This window comes from Prevotella dentasini JCM 15908 (genome assembly GCF_000614065.1).
GTDB classification, from domain to species: domain Bacteria; phylum Bacteroidota; class Bacteroidia; order Bacteroidales; family Bacteroidaceae; genus Prevotella; species Prevotella dentasini.
The window spans coordinates 22,531-47,101 of the sequence record NZ_BAKG01000017.1 but is presented as its reverse complement, the minus strand read 5'-3'; the positions used below and the strand labels follow the sequence as shown (position 1 = coordinate 47,101).

At 58.2% G+C, this 24,571-nt stretch carries 17 protein-coding genes and 4 pseudogenes; 10 read left to right on the top strand and 11 right to left on the bottom strand.

Annotated features, from left to right (window positions below; all coding sequences use genetic code 11):
* Positions 1 to 2 precede the first annotated feature (2 nt).
* A complete protein-coding gene (locus JCM15908_RS09215) occupies positions 3 to 1,046 on the top strand; it encodes a type I phosphomannose isomerase catalytic subunit (RefSeq protein WP_025003122.1) in 1,044 nt (347 codons plus the stop codon).
* A gap of 582 nt (positions 1,047 to 1,628) precedes the next feature.
* Here the strand turns inward: JCM15908_RS09215 and JCM15908_RS09205 are convergent.
* The 9 genes from JCM15908_RS09205 to JCM15908_RS14830 all read right to left on the bottom strand — a co-directional run bounded on the left by JCM15908_RS09205 (position 1,629) and on the right by JCM15908_RS14830 (position 12,102).
* The gene (locus tag JCM15908_RS09205; RefSeq protein WP_025003120.1) at positions 1,629 to 2,861 is read right to left on the bottom strand and encodes a hypothetical protein; all 1,233 of its coding nucleotides are present in this window, start codon (positions 2,859 to 2,861) and stop codon (positions 1,629 to 1,631) included.
* 42 nt (positions 2,862 to 2,903) lie between these two features.
* Positions 2,904 to 3,926 carry a hypothetical protein gene (locus tag JCM15908_RS09200; RefSeq protein ID WP_025003119.1) on the bottom strand — a complete coding sequence of 341 codons (1,023 nt, stop codon included), beginning with the start codon at positions 3,924 to 3,926 and terminating at the stop codon, positions 2,904 to 2,906.
* Positions 3,927 to 4,047: 121 nt separating this feature from the next.
* Entirely contained in the window at positions 4,048 to 6,417 is a 2,370-nt protein-coding gene (locus JCM15908_RS09195) for a bifunctional dihydroorotate dehydrogenase B NAD binding subunit/NADPH-dependent glutamate synthase (RefSeq protein ID WP_025003118.1), read from the bottom strand.
* Between the two features lie 425 nt (positions 6,418 to 6,842).
* Positions 6,843 to 8,129, bottom strand: coding sequence for a serine--tRNA ligase (serS, locus tag JCM15908_RS09190; RefSeq protein ID WP_025003117.1), 1,287 nt, complete (start codon positions 8,127 to 8,129; stop codon positions 6,843 to 6,845).
* 223 nt (positions 8,130 to 8,352) lie between these two features.
* A complete protein-coding gene (gene buk, locus JCM15908_RS09185; protein WP_025003116.1) occupies positions 8,353 to 9,414 on the bottom strand; it encodes a butyrate kinase in 1,062 nt (353 codons plus the stop codon).
* 105 nt (positions 9,415 to 9,519) lie between these two features.
* Positions 9,520 to 10,425, bottom strand: coding sequence for a phosphate acyltransferase (locus JCM15908_RS09180; protein WP_025003115.1), 906 nt, complete (start codon positions 10,423 to 10,425; stop codon positions 9,520 to 9,522).
* A gap of 470 nt (positions 10,426 to 10,895) precedes the next feature.
* Positions 10,896 to 11,786, bottom strand: coding sequence for a tetratricopeptide repeat protein (locus JCM15908_RS13415; protein WP_025003114.1), 891 nt, complete (start codon positions 11,784 to 11,786; stop codon positions 10,896 to 10,898).
* A complete protein-coding gene (locus tag JCM15908_RS14835; RefSeq protein WP_159101331.1) occupies positions 11,774 to 11,911 on the bottom strand; it encodes a hypothetical protein in 138 nt (45 codons plus the stop codon). Before JCM15908_RS14835 ends, JCM15908_RS13415 begins: the two co-directional genes overlap by 13 nt.
* 41 nt (positions 11,912 to 11,952) lie before the next feature.
* Positions 11,953 to 12,102, bottom strand: coding sequence for a hypothetical protein (locus JCM15908_RS14830; protein WP_159101330.1), 150 nt, complete (start codon positions 12,100 to 12,102; stop codon positions 11,953 to 11,955).
* Between the two features lie 199 nt (positions 12,103 to 12,301).
* Between JCM15908_RS14830 and JCM15908_RS09165 the strand changes: the two genes are divergently transcribed.
* Both JCM15908_RS09165 and JCM15908_RS13405 read left to right on the top strand, forming a co-directional pair.
* On the top strand, positions 12,302 to 13,249 hold the full coding sequence (locus JCM15908_RS09165) for a glucosaminidase domain-containing protein (RefSeq protein ID WP_025003113.1): 948 nt from the start codon (positions 12,302 to 12,304) through the stop codon (positions 13,247 to 13,249).
* Positions 13,250 to 13,392: 143 nt separating this feature from the next.
* Positions 13,393 to 14,236: pseudogene (locus tag JCM15908_RS13405) on the top strand (cation diffusion facilitator family transporter).
* Between the two features lie 266 nt (positions 14,237 to 14,502).
* Here the strand turns inward: JCM15908_RS13405 and JCM15908_RS09155 are convergent.
* Together JCM15908_RS09155 and JCM15908_RS09150 are read right to left on the bottom strand one after the other, a co-directional pair.
* A complete protein-coding gene (locus JCM15908_RS09155) occupies positions 14,503 to 15,414 on the bottom strand; it encodes a patatin-like phospholipase family protein (RefSeq protein ID WP_025003112.1) in 912 nt (303 codons plus the stop codon).
* A 38-nt stretch (positions 15,415 to 15,452) separates the two neighbouring features.
* A complete protein-coding gene (locus JCM15908_RS09150) occupies positions 15,453 to 15,989 on the bottom strand; it encodes a HutD/Ves family protein (RefSeq protein ID WP_025003111.1) in 537 nt (178 codons plus the stop codon).
* A gap of 243 nt (positions 15,990 to 16,232) precedes the next feature.
* On the opposite strand from JCM15908_RS09150, the gene JCM15908_RS09145 reads away from it, so the two are divergent.
* The 7 genes and pseudogenes from JCM15908_RS09145 (at position 16,233) to rd (ending at position 24,405) form a co-directional block, all read left to right on the top strand.
* Positions 16,233 to 16,778, top strand: coding sequence for a hypothetical protein (locus JCM15908_RS09145; RefSeq protein WP_025003110.1), 546 nt, complete (start codon positions 16,233 to 16,235; stop codon positions 16,776 to 16,778).
* A 525-nt stretch (positions 16,779 to 17,303) separates the two neighbouring features.
* A pseudogene (locus JCM15908_RS13400) lies at positions 17,304 to 19,400 on the top strand (M3 family metallopeptidase).
* 74 nt (positions 19,401 to 19,474) lie between these two features.
* Positions 19,475 to 19,987, top strand: coding sequence for a dCMP deaminase family protein (locus JCM15908_RS13395; RefSeq protein WP_025003109.1), 513 nt, complete (start codon positions 19,475 to 19,477; stop codon positions 19,985 to 19,987).
* A gap of 175 nt (positions 19,988 to 20,162) precedes the next feature.
* Positions 20,163 to 21,775, top strand: a pseudogene (locus JCM15908_RS13390) (S41 family peptidase).
* Positions 21,776 to 21,983: 208 nt separating this feature from the next.
* Positions 21,984 to 22,578: pseudogene (locus JCM15908_RS13385) on the top strand (5-formyltetrahydrofolate cyclo-ligase).
* Positions 22,579 to 22,789: 211 nt separating this feature from the next.
* Entirely contained in the window at positions 22,790 to 24,049 is a 1,260-nt protein-coding gene (locus JCM15908_RS09115; protein WP_084607858.1) for a retropepsin-like aspartic protease, read from the top strand.
* A gap of 191 nt (positions 24,050 to 24,240) precedes the next feature.
* On the top strand, positions 24,241 to 24,405 hold the full coding sequence (gene rd / locus JCM15908_RS09110) for a rubredoxin (RefSeq protein WP_025003106.1): 165 nt from the start codon (positions 24,241 to 24,243) through the stop codon (positions 24,403 to 24,405).
* Positions 24,406 to 24,571 lie beyond the last annotated feature (166 nt).

The following is a 24,571-nucleotide window of genomic DNA, read 5'->3' as shown; positions in this document are numbered from 1 at the left end:
ACATGTACTACCCTTACCTTTTCCAACCCAACCTCCATCCCGTAGTCTGGGGTGGGGAACAGATAACCCGGTGGAAGCATCTCCCGTCCTCCGGACAGCCCATTGGTGAGTCGTGGGAGGTCAGTGCCGTGCCCGGCAGCGAGAGTATCATTGCCAACGGCAGTCAGGCAGGGCGCAGCCTCGTTGAGGTCGTCCGCGAGCACCCCGTCGAACTCCTCGGCAAGGCGGTGGCGGCAGAGTACGGCAACGAGCTGCCGCTGCTCGTGAAGTTCATCGATGCCCGTCGCGACCTGTCCATTCAGGTGCATCCCGACGACGAAATGGCACACCGGAGGCATCGTAAGCGGGGCAAGACGGAGATGTGGTATATCATCGATGCACAGCCGGGAGCGTTCCTCTATGCAGGATTCAAGGACGAGATTACGCCCGACGAATACCGGCGGCGGATTGCCGACGGCACCATCACCGACGTGCTCGCGCGCCACGAGGTACGCCCGGGCGACGTCTTCTACCTGCCGGCCGGACGCGTGCACGCCATCTGCTCGGGCATCCTCCTTGCCGAGGTGCAGCAGAGCAGCGACGTAACCTACCGCATATTCGACTACAACCGCCCGGGAATGGACGGGAAGCCGCGCGAGTTGCACACCGAGCTTGCCGCAGAGGCTCTCGACTTCCACGTAGAACGGTCGTACCGCACCGACTACGACTACGCCTGCGACCGTGCCAACCTCGTCGTCGACAGCCGGTATTTCAGTGTCCGTGTCATCGATTTCAGTGCCCCGTTCCACCGCAACCTGCTGAAGTACGACAGCTTCATCATCACGATGTGCCTTAAGGGCGACTGCCGCATCCGCATCCGGCGTACGGGCGACGAAATAGCCTTGCGAGAGGGCTTCAGCACCTTTATTCCGGCCTGCATTGCCGACTACGACATCATTCCCGACAATCCCTCGGGGCAGTGTCAGGTGCTCGATGCCTTCATCAACAACAAGCCGCAAGACTTCTCTCGCTTCCTTTCGCGCTTTCTTCATATATCCGGGAAGTGAAAGTAGTAATCTGTTGATTGTCAGTGAATACGCTTGATTCTGTTCTTCCTCTGCTTTAGTCTCTGTCCGCCATCTTCTCGCCCTCGTCAGCCGGGTTGTGCTTAGGACAGTCGGGAAGAGTCAGTAGAGGCAAAGTGAAAGTGCCGTTTTGACCACATGAAAGTATCGTTTTCGCAGTGTCAAAGTGCCGTTTTCGTCATGCGGAAACGGCACTTTCGTTTTATGGAGACAGCAGGATAATCAGGACGGAGTGCTGTTTGCGATGTACGATAGATAATGTGCAGCAAATCGCAGGCGGATTGTAGGGACAGGCCCCGTGCCTGTCCGCCCCGCTTGCTTCGGACAGACACGCGGTCTGTCCCTACATTTCCGCTTGCCATAAACAGGGGATTCATGCCTGAAATTTGTTCTTTAATGGATTCTGCCTGCATCACGGGCGGAGTGCAAGCAGCCTGTAGGGACAGGCCCCGTGCCTGTCCGCCACACACGCATCGGACAGACACGGGGTCTGTCCCTACATTTCCGCTTGCTATGAAAAGGAGATTCAAGGTGCGGAATCTGCCGGCTATGTACTTTATCTTTCTACTTGCTTACCCGCTTCAGGCGGATGCGCCGCTGCCAGAGGGCGGTGCCGAGGTCGACGGTGGAGCTGACTCTATAATCGGCAACGAAGCCGTCGGGGGCTATTTGCAGGCGGATAGCCGTGCGGAGAGGGTGATATTCGTCGGTAACGGTGGTGTCGATGGCGACGCTCTCATAGAAGGTGGTATCTGTATCCACTGTATCGGCGAGGAAGGTATCTGCTTCCACATCATCGGTGATGACGGTATCTATGTCTTCCGAATAGCCGGCGGTGTCGACATCGGGCGAGTCGGAATATCTTTTCCATTCCGCACTCACGTCCCACGCGCTGTCGACGACAACGCTGTCAACCTCGACAGTGCTGTCGACATCTTCGGCAAAACTGGCAGGGTTGCTGAAATCCAGTTCGCTGACATACGCCTCGGCATCTATTTCGCGGTAGAAGCTGCCGTCGGCAATGCGGTCGGCCGTCCGCTGATAGGTCGCCATGCGGTTGCTGCCGTCAAGGGGTGCGCCGAAGACGGTCAGCTGTTCCTTTTGTGGAATGGCCTGTGCGCTCATGGCAAGGGTCAGTCCCGGGCAGATGTAGTTGATGAGGACGGTCATAGTCCGTGATGGAGTGATGTAGAAAAAGGGGGAAAGATATGTCTCCTGATTGTAGGAGTCGGAGAGCAGGAAGCTCATTTCCTTGTCGGGCTGGCCGGTGAACAGACTGGTGAATTGCGGCTCAAAGTCGTGCGTGTTGCATACGATGAAGTTGTCCATCGTGGGCGAATAGGCAAGGATAATGTCGCGGCCGGTAAACAGCTGTACGAGCGAATCGGACTTTGTCGGGTGGTTTTCTGCCAGAGGATTGCGCAGGAAGTCTTTGCGGTAAGGCTTCGTGATTCGCAGGCGGTAGGAGCTGCCGTAGGGACTGGAGCTGATGGCCGTCAGCGAAAAGGCGGAGCTGACGCTGTCGGCAACGACGTGGTATAGCCCGGAATATGGCTTGAGGACGTGGAGAGGGGAATACTGATAGAAGAATCTGTCGGTCTGGCGCGTTCCGTCGGCCTTGTCGGTACAGCTCCAAGCGTTGGTCAGCTCGTAGAATACTTCCTCGCCAAGCCTCGGTGTCTGTTGGGCAAGGAGGTGCAGGGGGAAGAGAAGGAGGACGAGCGACGCCCAGCCCCTGCCGGAAAGGGAGGAGCGCGACGGGCGGAGGAGGGTTCGGAAACGGGATGTTGCGTACATAGGCGTTGTGATTGATGGGGATTCGGGGGAGGGATGTAGTGGTCAGGGACGGACAATCTGCCCGGTAATGGTCTCGTTCAGGGTGATTGCGGCGTTGGGGTGGGCAATGACCGTGGTGTTCTCGTAGTGGGTCATCCAGCCGTCGGGGCTGAAGGCGGTGCTTGTCTGTGTATGGATGGGGACGGGAAGGGCTTCTGCCGGCTTGTCGTGCCGGCCCGTTCCGCTGTCTGTTTCTTCCTCGTCTTCGTAGTCAAAAAAGTTCGTGGAGGGGAGGGTATAGTCGGTAGCGTAGGTCAGCAGCAGGTTGCCCCGGCTGTCGGTAGAGGCATCCTGTGTCCACCGGATGGTGGTGGGGTTGTCTCCGTCGGTCTTCCTCTCGCTCTCGCGGTGGCCCATCGTGTAAGTCAGGCCGTAGATTTGGGGCAGCGTGTCGAGGGTGGGGCAGGAGAGATGGAGTATGAAGGTAATCACCCCTCCGGCAATCTCGCTGTCGCATAAGTCTTTCCGCAGTTCTTCCTTGTCGGGGAATTTCTTCATTGACTCTGCCAGTTCGGGGTCGGAATTGCGCCAGTCCCACAGGGCGTCTGCGAACTGGCTCATCGTCTCTGTAATCCTGATGGGCATGCAGTTGGTCATTTCGGAAGAGAAAGTGAGGAGAATTTCATGTTCGGAGAAGAATTTTTCGCAGATTTTGTAAAACAACAGACCGTCTGCATCCAGCTTGCCGATGAGGTTGCATATACGTGTCAGCCTCAGGCCCATGGTGTAGGTGTGGGGCGTTGCCTCCCTGACGGTCAGCAGGGCTTCTGTCTCGATGGTGTCTTCTGGCATGACACCGGTCATGTATGTCCAATAGCGGATAGGCCAGAACATTGCCAGCGAGGATGCGGACGGCTTTATGGGAAGCCCGGTCTGCGGATTGTGGGAGTCGCAGGTGAAGCGGTAGTTGTAGCGGATGGTCTGCCCCACCTTGAAATGGGGCTGCACATACTCGTCCTTGGGCTGTGCCGCGAGGGAGATGCAGGCAAGGAGGGCGGCGAGAAGGGTTGTTGCACGGTGAAGCATGGGCGTTGGCGGATTGTTTTTTATTAGGGGTTGATTTTTATATGTCGGCTGTAAAAGGCTCTCGCCCGCCCTCCATGACAGGACGGACGGGCGAGAGAAGATAGAATTGTCGGCCGGGACGTTAGTCTGCCAACAGGCTTTCGGCCATGCTGGCGGCTGCACGCCGGCCGTCGCCCATGGCGAGGATGACCGTCGCACCGCCGCGTACGATGTCGCCACCGGCGTAGATTTCGGGACGGGAACTCTGCATGCCCTCGTTGACAACGATGGTATTCTTGCGTCCCAGTTCGAGACCCTCGATGGAGTTGGGCACGAGCGGATTGGGCGAAACGCCTACGGCAACTATCACTTGGTCGCACTCGATGGTCTCGGTGCGCCCTGTCGACTGCGGACTGCGGCGTCCGCTGGCATCGGGTTCGCCGAGTTCCATCACGTCGAGGACGCAGGCGCATACGCGGCCCGTATCGTCGGCATGGTATTCCTTCGGGTTATGGAGGGTGAGGAAGTTGATTCCCTCCTCCTTGGCGTGCTTCACCTCCTCGAGGCGGGCCGGCATTTCGGCCTCCGAACGGCGGTAGACGAGGGTTACGTCAGCCCCAAGCCGCTTGGCGGTACGGCAGGAGTCCATCGCCGTATTGCCGCCTCCGACTACGATAACCTTCTTTCCTATGATAATAGGTGTGTCGGTCTCGGGGTTGGCAGCGTCCATCAGATTGACGCGCGTGAGGTACTCGTTGCTCGAAAGGATGTTGATGCTGTTCTCGCCCGGGATGCCCATGAAGTTGGGGAGGCCTGCTCCCGAGCCGACGAAGATGCCCTTGAAGCCCTTCTCCTTGAGTTCGTCTACTGAAATGGTCTTGCCGATGATGGTATCGGTCTGGAAATGAACGCCCATCTTGCGGAGATTGTCTACCTCTACCTCTACGATGCGGTTGGGCAGGCGGAACTCCGGGATGCCGTACTTGAGCACACCGCCCACTTCGTGCAGTGCCTCGAACACGTAGACCTCAAAGCCGCGCTTCACCATGTCGCCGGCGAAGCTCAGTCCGGCAGGCCCGGAGCCTACCACAGCCACCTTGATGCCGTTGGCAGGAGCAACTTCCGGCAGTGCCATCTGTCCGCTTTCGCGCTCGTAGTCGGCTGCGAAACGCTCCAAGTAGCCGATGGCGACGGACGGGGAGTTCATCTTCAGGTGGATACAGCGGCTCTCGCACTGTTTCTCCTGCGGACATACGCGGCCGCAGACAGCCGGGAGGGCGGACGTTTCCTTCAGAATCTTGGCAGCACCGAGGAAGTCTCCGTGCTCGATATGCTTGACGAAGTCGGGTATGTGTATGTTTACGGGACAGCCTTCCACGCACGACGGCTTCGGGCAGTCAAGGCAACGCTTCGCCTCCTGCATTGCCATCTCGGGCGTAAGACCTATGTTCACCTCCTCAAGCCGGGTGGTTGCGCGGTAGGCAGGGTCGAGTTCGGGCATCTTCACGCGCTCGATGGCCGTGCGCTCCTTAGGTTTCATGGCCTTGCGGAGGGCGGTCCGCCAGTCGGTGTCGTCGCCAAGATTATCCGAAGAAGCCGGTGCCGGATTGCCGCCGTTGGCAGCTTGCTCCGCAGATGCGGCCTGCTGCGCGTTCTTTGCAGGCGCATCGGTTTCGCCGGAGTGGCTTGGAGAAGCCGCGTGCTTGTGCTCCATCTCCTCCCGTTCTATATTCTTGAACGTGCCCATGCGCTTGAACATCTCGTCCCAGTCGACGAGGTCGCCGTTGAACTCCGGCCCGTCGATGCAGACAAACTTGGTCTTTCCGCCGATGGTCAGGCGGCAGGCACCACACATTCCCGTACCATCCACCATGATGGTATTGAGAGATACGTCGTTGGGGATGCCGTATTTCTTTGCCATAAGCGACGTAAACTTCATCATCATGGGCGGACCTATGGCAATCACCTTGTCTACATGCTCGCGCTGAATGACCTCCTCGACGCCGACGGTAACCACGCCCTTCTTTCCGTAAGAGCCGTCGTCGGTCATGATGATGACCTCATCGGAATACTTGGCAACGTCGTCCACCATGATGACCAGCTCCTTCGTGCGGCCTGCCAGTACGGAGATGACGCGGTTGCCGGCCTGCTTCAGTGCCGTGAGGATGGGCAGGATGGCAGCGATGCCGATGCCGCCGCCGGCACAGATGACCGTACCGTAGTTCTCAATGTGGGATGGATTGCCGAGCGGCCCGACAATGTCGAGCACCTCGTCGCCTACGTTCATCTCGCAGAGTTTGGTAGACGAGAGTCCGACTTCCTGAATCACCATGGTCAGCGTGCCCTTTACGGGGTCTGACTTGGCGATGGTGTAGGGCACGCGTTCGCTGTTCTTGTCTACACGCACAATGATGAAGTTGCCCGGACGGCAGCTCCGTGCGATGAGGGGGGCTTCCACGTCGATGCAGAAGACCTTCTCGGAGAATTGCTGTTTGGAAATAATCTTGTTCATAGTAGCAAAGGCCCTGTCCACGGCAGCCGTCCCGGAATGGAGACGTGGCATGTCTTGTGGCTGATGGGGCATTATTTTGGTTTTTGGTTGTTGTCTTTTGTAAGGTTTCGCCTTCTCTCTCCCGTGATGAGATGTTCTCTCTCCCGTGATAAGATGTTCTCTCTTCCATGATGAGATATGCTCTCTTCCGTAATAAAATGTGGGAGGCGGCTGTGCCGGAACACCCTTGCGGCCGGCACGATGCCGGAAAATCTGCCCTCCAACGCCGGCTAACGGCAGAATGGGGAGGGGCAGACCAAGGAAAATCCCTGCTTCGCCGGCTGGTTGCCATCCGTCCGTGCGCCTGTTCAGACAGCGGAGAAGAAGGCAGGAAGACGCGGCTTCCACGGGGCAATCCCTCCCGAGGGGGAGGACCGGGGAGGCGTCTACATCTTGTCGTCGAGCATCTCGAAGCCGCAATAGGGCACGAGCACCTTCGGCACGCGGATACCCTCGGGGGTCTGGTTGTTCTCGATGATGGCGGCGACGATGCGCGGCAGGGCGAGGGCAGAGCCGTTGAGGGTATGGCAGAGTTCTATCTTCTTGTCCTCGGTGTGGCGGTAGCGGCAGTGCAGGCGGTTGGCCTGATAGCTCTCGAAATTGGAAACCGACGACACTTCGAGCCACCGTTTCTGTGCGGCACTCCACACCTCGAAGTCGTAACAGATGGCGGAGGTGAAGCTCATGTCGCCTCCGCAGAGGCGGAGAATGTGATAGGGCAGTTCGAGCTTGCGGAGCAGGCCCTCCACGTGTTCGAGCATCTCGGCGAGAGACTGGTAGGAATGTTCGGGCTTGTCGATGCGTACGATTTCCACCTTGTCGAACTGGTGCAGGCGGTTGAGTCCGCGCACGTCCTTGCCGTAGCTTCCTGCCTCGCGGCGGAAGCAGGCCGAGTAGGCGCAACGCTTGACGGGAAGCTCCTTCTCGTCGAGAATCTCGTCGCGGAAGATATTGGTTACAGGCACCTCGGCGGTAGGAATGAGGTAGAGGTCGTCTGCCGTGGCATGGTACATCTGCCCTTCCTTGTCGGGCAGCTGGCCCGTGCCGAGCCCCGAAGCCTGATTGACCACCAGCGGAGGCTGAACCTCCAAGTAGCCGTTCTTGCGTGCCTCGTCGAGGAAGAAGGCCTCGAGCGCGCGCTGAAAGCGTGCCATCTTACCTATATATATAGGGAATCCGGCCCCCGTAATCTTCACGCCGAGGTCGAAGTCTGCAAGGTTGAACTTCTTCAGCAAGTCCCAGTGGCAGGGCGCATCGTCCGGCAGTGAGGGCTTTTCTCCGCCTTCCTTCACCACGACGTTGTCGCTCGCGTCCTTGCCCTCGGGCACGTCGGCGTGCGGAATGTTCGGTATCGTCAGCAGCACCTCGGTCATGTCCTGCTGCGCTTTCTCCATAGCCTCCTGAAGAGCCTTGTCGGTTGCCTTCAGCCCGGCTACGGTTTCCTTTATCTGGTTTGCTTCTTCCTTCTTTCCTTCCTTCATCAGTCCCCCAATCTGCTTGGAGAGCTGGTTCTGCTGCTGCTTGTTGCCGTCGAGCTTCTGTTGGCACTCGCGGCGAATCTTGTCGTATTCCAGAACTTTCCCTACGGCCTCTCTCGCACCCTGAAAGTGCTTTTTCTCGAGTCCCTTTACTACGCGTTCAGTTTCCTCACTGATGAGCTTCAATGTAAGCATATCGTATTTATGAGTTGATAATTATTTGGAGACAAAGTTACAAAAAAAAGTTGCAATGCGCGTATAAAAAGGAAAGAAAAATAGAATCCCGTCTCCCTGCACGGACACGGCAGCACAGAGCTGTGCCGGAAAAGGCCGACACAGAACCTTTTCCCGACACGCTGCCGGGGCGCAGCAGACAGGATGGGAGAGGTGAAACGCCGTCCTCTCCAAGCCACGGATGCTAATAGAGCTTTGCCTCGCGCTCGCCCCGGAGCACGGCAAGGGCGTTCTCGGTCAGAGCCTTCATCTCGTCCTGTCCCGGATAGACGTGGACGGGGGCAAGATACTCTATGCGCCGGCGGAGCCGTGAGACGATATAGTCGCTGTGTGCCAGTCCGCCCGTCAGCAGAATGGCGTCTACCTTTCCGCAGAGTACCGCCCCTTCGGCGGCGATGGCCTTGGCGACGTGCCATATCATGGCCGAGACGACGGCTTCGGCATGGCTGTCGCCCTCGTCTATGCGGCGGAGAATCTCGCGCATGTCGTTCGTCCCGAGGTGGGCTATCAGCCCTGCCTGTCCGCAGACGCGGCGGCGCAGCTCGTCCTCGGTGTACTTTCCGCTGAAGCAGAGCCTGATGAGGGCGGTGGCAGGCAGCGAGCCTGCCCGTTCGGGCGTGAAGGGCCCTTCGCCTCCGAGGGCGTTGTTGGCGTCGACGGCACGCCCCTGTTCGTGTGCAGCTATGGAGATTCCGCCTCCGAGGTGGCAGACGATGAGGTTCAGACGCTCGTAGTCGGTGCCGGCATCGCTGGCGTACCGGCGTGCGATGGCCTTCTGGTTGAGCGCGTGCCAGATGCAGATGCGGGGCAGCAGGGGCGAGCCTGACACGTGGGCTTCGGGCGCCATCTCGTCGACGACGCCGGGGTCGGCCGTGAAGCTGGGACATCCGGGCATCATCTGTGCTATCTCGTAGGCAATGATGCAGCCGAGGTCGCAGGCGTGCTGGGTGGTGGCGCGCTTCTGGTCGGAAATCATCTTGTCGTTGATGAGGTAGACACCGCTCTCCACGGGCTTGGCAAGGCCTCCCCGACCTACTACGGCATCGAAGTCGAGGGGCATGTCGCGGCGTTTAAGCTCGTCGAGTACGAGCTGCTTGCGGAACTCGAACTGGTCGGAAATCTTGTCGAACTGGCTGAGCTGCTCGCGCGAATGGGGGATGTCTTCCACGAAGACGAGCTGGTCGTCGTGTGCCACTGATATTTTGGTGGAGGTGGAGCCGGGGTTGATGGCGAGAATCTTGTGCATGTAGTAATGTCGGGATGGGGTAATGGGGTTTGACGGGACGGTGTTCTCGGTATGGGGCGTCTGCGGTGCGGCAGGCACGCGGTGGGCGGCGGAACTCTCCTGCCGCTATCCTGCGCCTACGGCAGCCAGCGCGAGGCTGTAGAGCTTCGACTGCACCGAGTCGCCGCGGCTGGGGAGCACCACGGGCACTTCCGTTCCTTGGAGGACGGCTGCCGTCTCTGCCTGCGCGAAGAGGGTAATGGCCTTGTAGAACAGGTTGCCGGCCTCAATGTTGGGCAGTATGACGGCGTCGGCGCAGCCCCCGACGGGCGAATCTATGTGTTTGGCGCGCAGGGCTTCGGGCGAGCACGATGTCTTGAGGTCGAGCGGACCGTCGACGATGCACCGTCCGTAGCGTCCTTCCGCGGCTTCCTGCCTGATGGCGAGGTAGTCTTCTGTGTAGGGGAAGTGCTTCGCGTCGGGCTTCTCCGAGCAGTGGATGAGCGCGATGCGCGGACACTCTATGCGGAAGGCGCGGCAGAGGTCTGCCAGATAGTGCAGCTGACTGCGCCGCTGGGCCTCGGTGGGGAAGGGGATGACGGCAGCGTCGGTGAAGAAGAGCAGCCGCGGATAGCCGGGAATGTGGGCTGCCGTGATGTGGGTCAGGACGTTTCCGGGGGGCAGGATGCCTGTCTGCTTGTTGAGCACGGCACGCAGGAGCACGTCGGTATTGACAAATCCCTTCATCAGCATGTCGGCCTTGCCCTCGCGCACGAGTTCCACGGCCCGTGCGGCAGCCTCTTCGGGCGACGCGGCAGGCAGCGTGGCATAGCGTCCGGCACAGCTTGCCTGCGTCTCGGCAGAGCATACGAGTATCGGTTCGACGAATCCTTCTGCAAAGGCGGCGTCTACGGCGTCGCGCGTATGGTCGTCTTCGGGCCATACTACGGCGAGACGGCGGCGTACCCCGCTGTCTTTCAGGTGGGTGAGCAGCTCGTTGAAATTGCTGATTGTCTTCGCGGATTGTGTCATGTGTAGTATCTTTTTGTGTGATAGAGTTAGGTAGCAAAGTTACGAAATAGTTTTCTAACTTCCAAGAAGTGATAACAGAAAATATGACCTATATATAATAGATTTTCCGCATCGGCATGTCCCGGGTTTCAGAGAGTGGGTAAGGGCATGCGGTTGTAAGATATTGATAGTCAGAGGGGTAAAAGACGCATGGCGAAAGTGGCACTTTCACCATGCGAACAAGCCCGTTTCGCGGTGTGAAAACGGCACTTTCGATTCATGGAAACAGCAGGACGGACAAAACGGAGTGTTGTTTTCGATGTGCGACTGATAATATGCAGCGAATCGCAGGCGAATTGTAGGGACAGGCCCTGTGCCTGTCCGCCTTCCTCGCATCGGACAGACACGCGGTCTGTCCCTACATTTCCGCTTGCCACAGGCAGGGGATTCGCAGCCGGAACCTGTCCCTTATGCACTTGCTACCTAAAGGCCTATCTGTCCATTCTCTCTTTTTCTCCCTCCGAAATCTGCTGCTCCTGTTCGTCCGGCCTAAGAAACCACGTCTCGGGAACGGGAGGGACTATCTGCTGCCAGAGGTTCAGGGGCGGCTCGCTGCCGTCCGCAGAGGGATTGCCGCCACCGAACGGCACAGGCAGACTGTCGGACGGGGCAACGGGCGTAAGGAGGAGGGAGTCTAACGGAATGGCAGCGGAAATGCGCCGCAGACTGTCTTCGCGTACCTTTGCGGCATGGAGACTGTCTGCCAATGCCTGCTTGCGCAACCGGGCGTCTATTCCCTCTATGATGCGCGCGGTCTGCGCCTGACGTGCAGCAACGTCGTCGGGCCGCCTGAAACGGGTATATGCGGTCTGCGCCTTGCGGTAGGCACTGAGGGCCTCGGGCCATTCCTCGGCAAAGAGATGGCAGAAACCGATGCGGAAGTAGATGTCTCCCCGCTCGTTGTCGTAGCAGACGGCAAGTGCCTGCCGGTAGTAGGGCAGGGCAGCGGCGTATTTCCGCAATTGGAAATAGCTCTCCGCGGCCGCGTAATAGTAGACCGAACGCTCGTGGGGAGCCAGTCCGCCGAGGTGGGGAAGGGCACGGTCGAAATACTTCACGGCCTGTTCGTAGTCCCATTCGTGGTAGTAGCAGAGTCCGATGTAAGCCTTGAACCGTTCGTTCAGTTCATACTCTCTGTCAAGCTGTTGGAAGATGATGAGAGCCTCGTGGTACTTCTCCGACATCATATAGTCGAGAGCCTTCCCCAACTGCTCCGAACCCGGCGACTGGGCATGGAGAGAAGGCGGAGCCGTCAGCAGGACAAGGCAGCAGCAGACGGTCCGCAAGGCAAGGCTTCGGAGACGGTCGGCTATTCCTTCCACACTATCTTTCTTAGTTTCTGACTGCCGTATGAAATCAGGTCGAGGTCGATGAGGACGACGTGGCGGAGGTGGTTCGCATGCGAGTCGCCCATCTTCCGTTCAATGAGGCGGAGGCTTTCGGCCACCTTCTCCTTTCCGCCCGAGGCGTGGAACCGCCCGAGGCAGTTCAGGTATCGGTCGGTCGGGACGCCGACGGGTCTGTCCAGACTTCCGGGGTGAAGGTGATGTCGGGGTAGGCGGTACGGAGCAGGGCCTTCGCCTTGCTGATGTTGTCTTGCTGCCGGGTGTTCGAGCCGAGGCTGATGACTGCTTTCATACGTTTGTTATTCGTGAGGGGCAGGGCTGTAAGGCGCGGCCCGTCTTGTCCGGCAGGTTGTCCGGCACGTCCGCGGATGCCCCAAGGCAGGTGCAAAGATAGAAATAAGTTTTGTGGTTTTGGAGTTTTTAAGACTAATAGTTTTGCCATTCACGGTATTTCTGTTATTTTTGCAACATTTCAACATTACGGATTCCAGATGAGACGATACTTCCTATTGCTTATTTCACTGCTTCTGTGGCTGACCCAAAGTGCCGCCGGCCCTGCCATGAAGTGGAACCAAGCCTATCAGGACTACTTCAACCGATACAAGGACCTCGCCATACAGGAGATGCTGAAGTACGGCATCCCGGCAAGCATCACCTTGGCGCAGGGCGTCTTGGAGAGCGGTGCCGGGAGGAGCGACCTTTCCGTCCGCGGCAACAATCACTTCGGTATCAAGTGCCACGGATGGACGGGCAGGACGATGACGCACGACGACGACGAGCGCGGCGAGTGTTTCCGCGCCTACGACACGGTGCAGGAGAGCTTCGAGGACCACTCGCTCTTCCTGCGCGGACGGCAGCGTTACAGCAGCCTCTTCTCGCTCTCGCGGACCGACTACCGCGGATGGGCGCACGGCCTGAAGCGGGCCGGATATGCCACCAATCCGCACTATGCGCAGCGGCTGATAGACATCATCGAGCTGTATAAGCTCTACCAGTACGACACCGCGAAGGACTATGACCGCTTCATGGCAGAGCACAGCGGGTCGGGAAGCGTCAGCGTGCCCGAAAATACGGCTCCGCGCGTCGACATGTCGCTCCATCAGATTCACGAGTACAACGAGAACTATTATATAGAGGTGCGCCGCGGCGATACCTTCAAGTCGCTTGCGAAGGAGCTGGGCGTCAGCCGCCGCAAGCTGGCAAAGTACAATGAGCGCGGGAAGAACGACCAGCTGCATGCCGGCGAGCGTATCTGGCTGAAGAAGAAACAGAAGCGCGCGCCGCGGAACTTCAAGAACCGGCCTCACCGCGTGCGCAGCCGGGAGAGCCTCTACGACATTGCGCAGAAGTACGGAGTACGGCTGAAGAGCATCGTAAGGAAGAACCGGAAGATTGCCGAGCGCGGACTGCGGCTCGGGGATGAGGTCAGAATCTATTAAAATTAGCAGAATCAATCCCCGTCCACCGCAGAGTGGCGGACGGGCTACGGACATATAGAATGGAACAAAAGCAACATCAGGGCGGTATGGTGAGCGTACTGGCCGCCTTGGCAGCCAACATTCTGGTTGCCGCCTCGAAGTTTGTGGGCTATGCCCTTTCCGGCTCGGCAGCCATGCTCAACGAGTCGATACACAGCATCGTCGACTGCGGCAATCAGATACTGCTGCTCGTGGGTAACAGGCAGGCAGGAAAGGAGCTTCGTCGCAGCATCCCTTCGGGCAGGCACGGGCGAAGTATTTCTACAGCATGGTCGTGGCAATGGCACTGTTCTTTGCCGGCGGCGCACTGGGCATCATGGAAGCGTCGGAGAAACTCTTCCATCCGGGACACAGCGTAGAGAATACGTGGCTGGTAATGGGTATTCTCGGCTTCGGCTGATAGTGGAATCGGCCAGCCTGCGCGTCGCTTTCAGGGAGATACGCGAACTGAACGCGGCACGGCTGCCGCTCTACCGTTTTCTGAGGGAAAGCCGCCACAGCGAGATTCTCATCATCTTTGCAGAGGACACCTGCGCCGTCATCGGTCTGCTGCTTGCCATCGGCGGCACGGCCATGAGCCACATAACGGGCAATCCATTCTACGACGCGTTCTCGGGACTGCTCATCGGCATCCTGCTTTGCCTTGCGGCACTCTTCCTCGCACGCGAGTTCTACAGCCTGCTCATTGGCGAGAGTGCCACGGAGGGCGACCTTGCCATCATCCGCAGGGCGTTCGGGCGCGAGGAAGTAGGCAGGCTCATCAACATGAAAACCGTCCATCTCGGGCCGACCGACCTGCTCCTGACCGCCAAGATAGACATAAAGACACCTTTCGAGTCGCAGTCTGCCGACATCATCAACGACATCGAACGCAACGTGCGCGCCGCATTGCCTGCCTACAAGATATTCATTTACATTGAGACCGACAGATACCGGGAGAACTATTGAGAGGCAACGGACGGGCGAACGGTTGGCAGCGGACGAGTGAAGGGGCAGAAAAGCAGTCCGGTTGCTTGCCGGTTTACATGCTATTTTCTGCCCCTTCACTTATCTGTAATTATGCCGTCAACCCACCAATAAGCAAGCAACCGCCTGCTTTTCTGCCCCTTCACTCGTCCGTCATCCTACCGTCAACCCACCAATAAGCAAGCAACTGCCTGCTTTTCTACCTGTTTGCCCGTCCGTCTAACCTGACTTGTTCCCCGTCTACTTGTTTATCCGCCTGCCCGAAAGGCGTCAAGCTGCCGTTCCATTTCCCGTCTGCCGTACTCTATCAGCTCCTCTCCCTTGTCGAAGTCGAAGAGGCTGTAGCGGTTCATCGGCAGTTCCATGCAGACATCGGGCGGTGTCAGCCGCATCGCCATCTGCGTATTGTTCTGCAAGGAAATACGGGCGACGCGTGTAGCCATCGTCATGTAGTTCTCGGAAAACTGAATCTTGAAGAAGGGCAGGCGGCTGCGGAGCTTCCGCTCGGTGTCGTTGGCAGGCTCGGAGTGCTGCAGGTAGCCCGTGAAAGGTTCGCTGTCGGGCGCACTGACGTTCACCGCCACGAGCAGGTCATTCCATTTGCGGTCTACGCGGTCGAGCGGCAGCGGATTGTGTATGCTGCCGTCGACGTCTATATGTCCGTCCTCATGCACAGGCTTGAAGAAACAGGGAATCGAAACCGAAGCCCTGACCGCCGTACAGAGCGGGCCGGAACGGAAAACACGCTCCTTGCCGCTGACAATATCGGACGCTACGCAGCAGAACTTGACGGGAAGATTCTCAATCGTCTCATTATGAGTGAGTTCGTCTATCAGCTTCATCAGCCGTTCACCGTTTGCCACGTGGTCGAGACCGAGCGAAATGTTCATCAGTCCCAGTATTTTCCGCCTGTCGAGCGTCAGCACGCGCCTCTTCAGCTCGTCGAGTTTTCCTGCCGCGTAGAGTCCGCCGACCAGCGCGCCCATTGACGTTCCTGCAATCGACGTGATGCGGTAGCCGCGCTCCACGAGCACCTCGATGGCACCGATGTGCGCGTATCCGCGTGCGCCGCCGCCCGAAAGGACGAGTGCCACATTCTTCCTCAGCCTCCGCGGATAGAGCGTCCGCATGATATTTCCTGCCACTCCGTTGTGCTTCATTGACATTGCCTCATGGTCAAACTAACTGCCCGGATATTTTATTTATCATAATCGGCATTATCGGAAAGCCGTACCCGCACCGCAAGTCCGTCTATGCGGACAGGCCCGTCCACTACGGCCGTGTCGCCCTGCGGCAGCCGGCAGCCGTTGACGGTAATGTCTTCGAGGGCGAAGACGACCGACTTGCCCACGGCCGACGGTTCGTCAATACTGCTGACGACGGCCGTCCCCACGGCCAGACCGCTGCGCACGATGACATTGAAGTCGACCGCGCCGGGCGTGTTCTCCGACTTCACCTCGTCGCTGCCGCTGAATCGGAAAAGCCGGTGAGGCTGCAACCGGATGGTCTCCCCACCGACGGTCAGCCGCATGTCGCCTTTCAGAGGCATGATATACCGCGTGAAACCCGAGAAATCGGAGAAACGGCTCTCCGTCTGTTGTATAACCGCCGACGAAATGCGGATGTCGAAGTCGCGGGCTGCGAGCGTGCTGCCTGCCGGATGGATGAAAAGCTCGCGCGTGGTTCCGCCGCTCCAGTCGTTGACCCTATAGTCTTGCTTTCTGATTATCTCCATAGTTGTAAATGAATGTATGATGACTGCAAATTTAGCAAGAAATATCCATACCGCCAGCACTGCACGGCTTTTTTTGCATGTCTCCGCCCTGACGAACCGATATTTATTCGTACTTTTGCACGGCAAGCCCGGGCGGACTCCTATACGTGCCGTGGCCGACAGGCAAGGGCTTCGCAGGGAGGATGCAGAAACATACAAAACAAACTGCAAGTCAAAAGGATAAGAACATCAAATAAAGTAAATATGGAAACAAAACAAACGCTTCAGGACTTCGAGAAAATATTCCAAGCCGACCTGCATGCCTACCTGCTGAAGCAGGGACGGCTGGACGAACGCCTGCCCGACGCCCCCGACATAGAGCAGCGGTGGGCACAGACAGGCGAGGCGTATCTCCCCGACGGCATACGCGAATACAACGGCTATCCCGAAGTGTCGCTCGGATGGATGATGTACATAGGCATGGCGATAGCCAAGTACTGGGACGAAGACTGGGAGCTGTACAGCAAGGTGCCCAACCTCTACAGATACCTCCGCGACCGCATCGACTTCGACCATCTCGACGACTATATCTGCCAAAAGGTTCTCCTGCTGGATGCCGATGGGCATGCCGCCTTGCAGGATTTGGTAGCCGAATGTGCCTCGCGCACCTACAGCCGTCTGTATCACCTCCATTTGGAACCGGGGTCGAAAGAGGCCTTTCGCGCCTACGTGGCTGCCCTCCGTCAGCTGTATCTCATGGGGGCGGCGGTAGAGCTGAAGACCCTCGGATACAAGATGCAGCGGATGTAGAGGCAAGGGGAGACAGGGAGCTGAACGCACAGCGCAAACAGATTCCGGCCACAAATCCCCTGTTTGCGGCAATCGGAAATGTAGGGACAGACCGCGTGTCTGTCCGATGCGAGTGTGGCGGACAGGCACAGGGCCTGTCCCTACAGGTTGCGTGTGATTCGCCGGCCATTGACAACGGACCACTAAAAATCCGGCAGCGGCATATTCATTCTGCCGTTGCAGGAAATCGGAAAACACACTTTCGCAAATCGGGAACGATACTTTCATAAATCGGAAACGGCACTTTCGCACTGCGAAACGGGCTTGTTCGCATGGTGAAAGCGGCACTTTCACTACATCTGCATAACTCGCTGAAAATCAATGCCTGTCTATCCATCTTTGCAACCGCCTTTCCCGTTCTTTCATCACACCGCCCCACCCCATCCTTCTCCCCCTGTTTTTGTTAAAAACATTATTTTTTCTTGCTGTTACATTTCTTTTCCGTAACTTTGTAACACGTTATTATTATAGAGAAAGCAACGCAAAATGGCAGAAAACAATACCGAGAAGGAAGTCCACGTGAATCCCTTCCTGCAACCGTATGGCACTCCGCACGACACCGTGCCATTCGACCGAATCACCCTTGCCGACTACGAGGAGGCGTTCATGGAGGGAATACGCCGTGAGAACGAGCAGGTAGACAAGACCATCAACGACCCCGAAGAGCCTACTTTCGACAATACGCTCATCCGCGAAGACGAGGTGAAGGGACGGAAGCACTACTACGACCTCCTGAGCCGCGTCTCGAGCGTCTTCTTCAACATGCTCAGCGCGGAGACCAACGACGAGATGGAGGCACTGGCACAGAAGATGAGTCCGATTCTGACGCAGCACGGCAACGACATCAGCCTCAATCCGCGCCTCTTCCGGCGCATCAAGCCGTGTACGACCATCACCGCGAACTGACGCCCGAGGAGGCGCGCCTGCTCGAAGACAGCTACGACGGCTTCGTGCGCAGCGGTGCGCTCCTGTCCGACGACGACAAGGAACGCCTGCGCAAGCTGACCGAGGAAGCCTCCATGCTGTCGCTGCAATTCTCGCAGAACCTGCTGAAGGAGACAAAGGCCTTCACCCTCCACCTGACCGACGAGGCCGACCTCGACGGACTGCCCGACACGGCACGCGAGGCCGCCCGGCAGGCTGCCGAGGAGCGCAAGCTCGACGGATGGGTGTTCACCCTCGACGCACCGAGCTACGGGCCGTTCCTCACCTACTCTACGCGCCGCGACCTCCGCCAGCAGCTCTACATGGCGCGGAACACGCTCTGCATCAAGGAGAACGACGAGAACAACCTGCGCATCTGCCAGCGTCTTGTCAATCTCCGCCGCGAAATGGCGCAGCTGCTCGGCTACGACACCTTTGCCGACTACGTGATGAAGCACCGCATGGCCACCAGCGTGGAGAATGTCTACAAGCTGCTCGACGACCTCATCGCCGCCTACCGCCCCACTGCCGAAAAGGAGCTGGAGGCCGTAAAGAGCATCGCGCGCGAGGCGGAGGGCGACGACTTCATCCTCATGCCGTGGGATTCGGCTTTCTACGCCCACAAGCTGAAGCTGCGCCAGTACGACTTCGACCCCGAGGAACTGCGCCCCTATCTTGAACTGAACAACGTCATAAAGGGCGTATTCGGCTTGGCAACAAGGCTTTACGGCATTACATTCAAGGAGAACGACGCCATACCCGTCTACCATCGACGTGAAGCCGTTCGAGGTCTACGACCGCGACGGCAGCTATCTGGCCGTGCTCTACGTCGACTTCCACCCCCGCAAGGGCAAGCGCGACGGAGCTTGGATGACGGAGTTTCAGGGGCAGTGGATTGAGCGCGACGGGACGAACGTGCGCCCCCATGCCTCGCTCGTGATGAACCTCTCCAAGCCTACCGCCGACAAGCCGGCCCTGCTGCGTCTGGGCGAGGTGGAGACGTTCCTCCACGAGTTCGGCCACTCGCTCCACGGCATGTTTGCCAATACCCGTTTCGAGAGTCTCTCGGGTACGAACGTATGGTGGGACTTCGTAGAGCTGCCCTCGCAGTTCATGGAGAACTATGCCGTCGAGAAGGAATTCCTCCGTACCTTCGCCTTCCATTACCAGACCGGCGAGCCGATGCCCGACGAGCTGATAGACAAGATAGTCGCCTCGCGCAATTTCAACGCTGCCTCCGCCTGTCTGCGGCAGGTCAGCTTCGGGCTTCTCGACATGGCCTACTATACCCGGCGCGAGGAGTTCACGTCCGACATCATCCCCTTCGAGAAGCAGGCGTGGGAGAAGGCCATCGTAGGCAAGCAGCTCCCCGACACGTGCATGACCGTACAGTTCTCCCACATCATGGCAGGCGGCTATGCGGCAGGCTACTACAGCTACAAGTGGGCGGAGGTGCTCGATGCCGATGCCTTCAGCGTCTTCAGGCGAAACGGCATCTTCGACCGCGCGACGGCACAGTCGTTCCGCGACAACATCCTCTCGCGCGGCGGCACGGAACACCCCATGACGCTCTACAAGCGTTTCCGCGGACAGGAGCCTACCATTGATGCGCTGCTCGAGCGCAACGGGATAGCCGTTCCCCCGTCCCACACACGGTAGGCAGGACGGAGGAAGCTCTTGGTTCAGTGCGCTGCAACCATATTGCAGTCCTCCCCATAACATCCAACAGGAATATGAAAGAAAACCATCCAACAGGGCCGACCCCTCCCCTCTCCGTGGGAGAGAAGCCCGGCCGGCTGTCCGCCGTCGACCTGCGCTACCTGCGCATGGCACGCATCTGGGCGGAGAACTCCTACTGCACGCGTCGTCAGGTGGGTGCGCTGGTCGTCAAGGACAAGATGATAATCAGCGACGGATACAACGGCACGCCCTCCGGATTCGAGAATGTCTGCGAGGACGACAACGGCATCACCAAGCCCTACGTGCTCCACGCCGAGGCCAACGCCATCACCAAGCTCGCCCGCAGCGGCAACAACAGCGACGGCTCTACGCTCTACGTTACGGCCTCGCCCTGCATAGAGTGTGCCAAGCTCATCATCCAGTCGGGCATCAGCCGCGTCGTCTATGCTGACCAATACCGGCTTACCGACGGCATAGACCTCCTGCGGAGGGCAGGCGTCAGGGTAGAGTATATGCCCATTCCCGACCCCTGCACGCCTGCTTCCCCCGAAGGGAGAAGGGAGTAAGGCAGACAGGCAGGGGGTCTTCACCGTGTTCAGAACATGTTTCAACCGACAGGCATCATAATATAAATGTATAACAAGTAAAACAGCGAGCACCCTATACGTGCTCTCTCCCCTTCGGAGGAGCAGGAGGAGACATTCTTCCTCCTTCTTTCGGGAGAGCCGGGGTGAGGCCTATATGAGTCAAAACAAAAACAACCGCTTCATGCCGCTTTGGCTGGCTCTCTGCGTGGCAGCAGGCATCGTCATCGGGTCTTTCTACACCAGCCACTTCTCCGGCAACCGCCTGAACATCATCAACAGCGGAAGCAGCAGGCTGAGCAACCTTCTCCACATCATCGACGACCAGTATGTCGACTCCGTAAACATCAACGACCTCGTGGAAAAGGCCATTCCCCAGATACTTGCCGAACTCGACCCGCACTCCGTCTACATCTCGGCAAAGGATGTGGCAAAGGCTACCGACGAGCTGAAAGGGTCGTTCTCGGGCGTGGGCATTGAGTTCACCATCCGGCAGGATACCATCCATGTGCAGAACGTCATCAAGGGCGGGCCTGCCGAGAAGGCCGGAATCCTTGCAGGAGACAAGATAGTCCTCATAGACGGGAAGCCGTTTGTGGGCAAGATAGTTACCGACGACGAGGCCAAGCGGAGGCTGAAAGGACCGAAGGATTCCAAGGTGCGCATCGGCGTCAGACGCTATGGCGAGAAGGCCGTCAAGCACTTCACGGTTGTCCGCGGCGACATTCCGATGAAGAGCATTTCCGCTACCTATATGCTCAACGACTCGGTGGGATATATCCGCATCAAGAACTTCGGCGAGAAGACTTACGTGGAAATGCTCGCCTCTCTTCAGCAGCTGACCATCCGCGGGGCCGACAAGCTCGTCATAGACCTCCGCGATAATACCGGCGGACTGCTCGACCGGGCAGTGCAGATGGCCAACGAGTTCCTGCCCAAGGACCGTCTCATCGTCTACACCGAGGGCCGCAAGAGTCCGCGCGACGAATACCACACCAACGGAAAGGGCAGCTATCAGCACATTCCGCTCGTCGTCCTCATCAACGAGGGGTCTGCCTCGGCCTCCGAAATCTTTGCAGGGGCCATGCAGGACAACGACCGCGCCACCATCGTCGGCCGGCGTTCGTTCGGCAAGGGACTTGTGCAGCAGCAGATAGGATTCCCCGACGGAAGCATGATACGGCTGACCATAGCACGCTACTATACGCCCTCGGGCCGTTGCATACAGAAGCCCTATACGCTGGGCGGCGATGCCGACTACGAGCAGGACATCCTCTCGCGCTATCAGCACGGCGAACTCTTCTCGCAGGACAGCATCAAGCACACCGGCCCTGCCTACCACACGGTCGGCGGACGCACCGTCTACGGCGGCGGCGGCATTACTCCCGACGTGTTTGTACCCGAAGATACCTCTGCCGTTACCTCTTATTATAAGCAGGCAGCCATGAGTGGCTGATACTTCAGTACGCCTATAAGTACACCGATGAGAACCGTCCGCGGCTGAGTAAGTTCACCGAGATGAAGCCGCTGTCCGATTATCTCAGTGGGAGAAACCTCGTAGACGACTTCGCCAACTACGCAGAGCGGTTCGGACTGCGCCGCCGCAACAACCTCATCATCCGTTCGCATGCCCTGCTCGAGAACTATATCAACAGCCGGATTGTCTACAATATCCTCGACGAACAGGCGTGGAACCAGTATCTTAACCAAAGAGACCCCGACATAAAGGCGGCTGTCGAGGCGTTCGGACGGCCGCTCCTCCGCCGCTGATGCCTTGTGGCCGCCCGTCCTGTCCCTCTTCGAGAGAGAGGGATGCAGGTCTTGCGCCGTCTCTTGCGGACTAAACTCTGCCGTTGTCCTTGCCGCTGTGCATCTGGCGACAGGGCTGTCGCCTTGGCTAGCAGGGCTTCCGCCGGGCAGCCCCTCCTCCTTGGGGGAGAGTCCGAAGCGTAACATTGCTATCATCACCTATCTATATATGAATCCATCCACAGAACAATCTTCTCCCCAGTCTCTCGGGGAGAAGCCGTCAGACGGAGGGCAGCTCTCCAAGTCTTCCCTCCGCCGCGAAATCAGAGCGCGCAAGAAGCAGTTCACCCCCGATGCTGATTGCACTTTCGCAGCCCATTCTCAAACGCCTTGCGGCTCATCCACGCTACCGGCAGGCGACGACTGTCCTGCTTTACCACTCTCTGCCCGACGAGGTCTATACCCACGACTTCGTGGCGCAGGCAGTTGCAGAGGGCAAGACCGTCCTGCTGCCAGTCGTCGTGAGCGATACCGAGATGGAAATACGCCGCTATACTGGGCCGGACGACCTCAGTATAAGTTCCTTCGGCATCCTTGAGCCGTCGGGAGAACCCTTTACCGACTTTGCGCAGATAGAGTTTGCGCTCGTCCCCGGCATGTCGTTCGATTCCCACCGCAACCGCCTCGGACGCGGAAAGGGCTACTACGACCGCTTCCTGCCCAATATTCCACAGGCTTACAAGCTCGGTATCTGCTTCGATTTCCAAAAGCTCGACGAGATTCCTGCCGACAAATACGACAAGAAAGTGGACGAGGTGCTGTAAGCCCTGTCCCTATATTGTCTTTTCCCCGGTGCTTTTCCGAAGAAGGAGAAGGGCAGCACCGGGACGTCCCTGCGGCTTCTCCGCCTCCGTTTTGTGTGCTGCGGCTTTGCTGCAAGCCCATGATTCCGACGCCAAAGACAGGACAGGAGTTCCCCCGAGATGCTTCCTTCTTCCTTCGGGAGGGCTGGCAGGGGACGTTTCCCCATTGCTTATGACAAAGAAACACCTATCATCCGCCACACCTTCAGCGCGAGTTCATAGGGCGACTCGCGCCTTTCTTGTTTGCCTCCTTTTTGTCCTCGCGCTTCCCGGATTCTCCTCCACCGGACCTCGGAGCGCGATTGCCGACACCATTCCCGTCCGTTTTGTCGGCCACCGCATCCTCGTCCCCGTGCGAATCGGGCAGAAAGCCGCCACCTTCGTCTTCGATACAGGGTGCACGCACACCCTGCTCTTCGACTTCCGACGCTTCGACGTGGTTCCGCAGCGGTGGCTTGAAGCCGCTGATGTAAACGGACAGGTCAGCAAAGTGCTCACCTGCCGTATTCCGGAGATGCAGATAGGCCGGCAAATCATCCGCGACTCCATCGCCATTACCTCCCCCTTCGGGATTGTGGCAGACCTTATGATAAACGCGGCAGGCATAGACGGCTGCATCGGCATGGATTTTCTCGCTGGCGGAAAGGCCGTGAAGATGGACATGAGGAACCAGTGCATCATCGTAACTGACCATCCCGGCATGTTCCAAAACGAGCCGGGCATCGTCATTCCCTTCACCCCGAGGTCTCTCTGCCCCTCCGTCTACATTTCTCCCTTCAAGGGAATTGGCACGAAAGCCATCTTCGACACGGGCAGCGCGCCCTTCCTGCTCATCGGAAACGACATTGTCAGTCAGATAAAGGCACACCGCAACATGCCGAAAGACGTGCTCCGGCAGACCGTCGACCGCTCCGTCGGCAGCAATTCCTCGGGAATCTTCGGCAGTTCCGGGCTTTCTGAGCTGTTTCTCTACCGTCTCGAAGCCTTCTCCCTCGGCCGTCTCGTCTTCGAGGACATCTATGCCTACACGGCAAATGCCACACGTTCGCGCATCGGCAGTGAACTGCTCGACTATGCTTCCGTCGTTCTCGACTACTCCAATCACACGCTGCGCCTCCAGCCTTACGCCCCCTACAAGCCTGCCGACAGCCGTATCGCAAGGAAGCAGCAGGCCTGCCGCAGCATCCTCCCCGCCTTTCCCCATTACGAATACTTCCTACAGATAGCCGACAGCACCTGCCTCGTTACCAACGTCTGGCCCCGGTCGTCGGCATACGCTGCCGGACTCCGCACCGGATACCGCCTCACTGCCATGGACGGGCGGCAGGACAGCCTGCCCGAACGTTACTTCCACGTCCGCCATCTGGAGGAATCCGGCCACTCGTTCACGTTCAGCAGCGACCACCGGCCGGCCGTTACAATCACGCGATAAGGCTGTTCCGTTGCCCAAGCACCGGCCATTTAACATACTTTAATCGCAAAAAACCACAATTGATACCCGAAACATCAACAGATAGTTTTATCTTTGCAATCGGATTGGGAAAAGAGAATCCCATCCTGAAACGTTAGAACCAACAAGGCGATAACACCCCTTATTTACTAATAAATTAAAACAAAGACATTATGAAGAAGTATGTTTGCGATGTTTGTGGCTGGATTTACGACCCGGCAGTAGGCGACCCTGATGGCGGCATCGAGCCGGGAACGGCTTTTGAAGATATTCCCGAAGACTGGGTTTGCCCCGAGTGCGGCGTTACGAAGGAAGACTTCAGCCCCGTTGAGGAATAATCATCCATCGGTCACCGCCGGCATGGCAGCGGCCATCGGAAGGCTATAACATCATGCGCCTGCCGTCCTTTCCCGAGGGCGGCAGGCGTTTTCGTTGATGAAAAACAGAAAAATAGAAACACAAAATTCCTCATTGTCGAAAACTTTCCGTATCTTTGTCGCCTAT